A 1,264-nucleotide genomic window follows, 5' to 3' on the forward strand; every position below is an offset into this window, starting at 1 on the left:
TCCCGGGATTTTATGCCGGGTTGACACATATCGGCCTTTCAGGCCTGGTATTTTTTAACCGAAGATTTGTAAATTGGGAGATACAGAACCAATACCAAGTTCCTCGCTAATTTCAGTTGATGTTTTCCCATTACGGTATAATTCAACAACCATTAACTTGAAGGATTTATCGAATGACCTTCTAATTTTCTTTTCCATATCTACTAAGTTAATCGAGCTTAACTTAATGTCCAATCAAATGTAGCAGGTCCACTCCGCATCTGCTCTGCCAGCGGATCCACCACAAACCACCTTCCGATACTTGCATTCCCGATATCGCTTGGCTCATCGGGACAGGCTATACATCCTTGCCCCGTAGTCAAACAGGTTAATTCCGAGGTGGTCATTGAAGCCTACCCTGCATCTTGGCTCTTCGCTAAAATGATCCAAAGGGATCATTTCTTAACGCTCATCCCTCATTGTAGAGGTATTTATTCACTGGCTTTCCCTGCATCATGACCCCTCCCTAAATCAGTTCCAGTGAACTGATTTTTAACGGTCGGCTTACCCGGGCTCCTGATGGCCCAGTCCGAGAAGCTCTACGCCAAAGTGGAGTCCTCCTTATATTTGCTTTGCGAAGGGAATACATCACAATAGAAAGAACTATTCTTTATTTGGTACCAATTTCAAAAGGAAATCAATATCCGATCGATTCAATTGAATAGTATCAATATTGAACAAAATTCCATCTTTTAGTCTTATAGTTAATTTTCCGAAAATACCATATTGGACCGAAATAGCATCAATCGAATCTCTGTCAATAACCTGTTTTCTAAATTTGTAAATGATGATTTTTTCATTCTCACAAATAATAAAATGCCAGAAAATTCCCTTCAAGGTTAAAAAAGTAAAATAACCCAGACCAATAATATTCACAATATCAATGGGTTCGACCTTTTCAAATTCTATTAATAATACTGCTTTTAAAAACATCATCGCAATTAATAGTGAAGTGACCATTGAAGTAAAGCTTTTTCTAATTTTTCTCTTCATTTAATTTGGAAGATAATTCAAGGTTACACCAATTAGATTTATTCAAAAATTGTATTTGTAAATAAGCTTTGAAGTTCTTAAATCATAGTAATTCACTATTTGGTCAGTTCAATCTCTATATCTCACATTTAAAATCCAACTCAAATATTTTCTCCTCTCCATTTCTTAAGACCTGAAGGTTTAAACTGTTTTTTTCTTTGAAAATTTTATCCCCTTCTCTGATTTGAAAAAA

General features: G+C 35.9%; 3 protein-coding genes. All 3 read right to left on the minus strand.

Features of this window, described 5'->3' with window-relative positions:
• Nucleotides 1-54: 54 nt before the first annotated feature.
• The 3 genes from B879_RS23660 to B879_RS20790 all read right to left on the minus strand — a co-directional run bounded on the left by B879_RS23660 (nucleotide 55) and on the right by B879_RS20790 (nucleotide 1,032).
• A complete protein-coding gene (locus tag B879_RS23660; RefSeq protein WP_157231777.1) occupies nucleotides 55-198 on the minus strand; it encodes a hypothetical protein in 144 nt (47 codons plus the stop codon).
• Nucleotides 199-218: 20 nt separating this feature from the next.
• Complete coding sequence (locus B879_RS22740) at nucleotides 219-362, minus strand: hypothetical protein (RefSeq protein WP_157231779.1); 144 nt, start codon at nucleotides 360-362, stop codon at nucleotides 219-221.
• A gap of 280 nt (nucleotides 363-642) precedes the next feature.
• Nucleotides 643-1,032 carry a hypothetical protein gene (locus B879_RS20790; RefSeq protein ID WP_157231781.1) on the minus strand — a complete coding sequence of 130 codons (390 nt, stop codon included), beginning with the start codon at nucleotides 1,030-1,032 and terminating at the stop codon, nucleotides 643-645.
• Nucleotides 1,033-1,264 lie beyond the last annotated feature (232 nt).

This window comes from Cecembia lonarensis LW9 (assembly GCF_000298295.1).
Lineage (GTDB): Bacteria > Bacteroidota > Bacteroidia > Cytophagales > Cyclobacteriaceae > Cecembia > Cecembia lonarensis.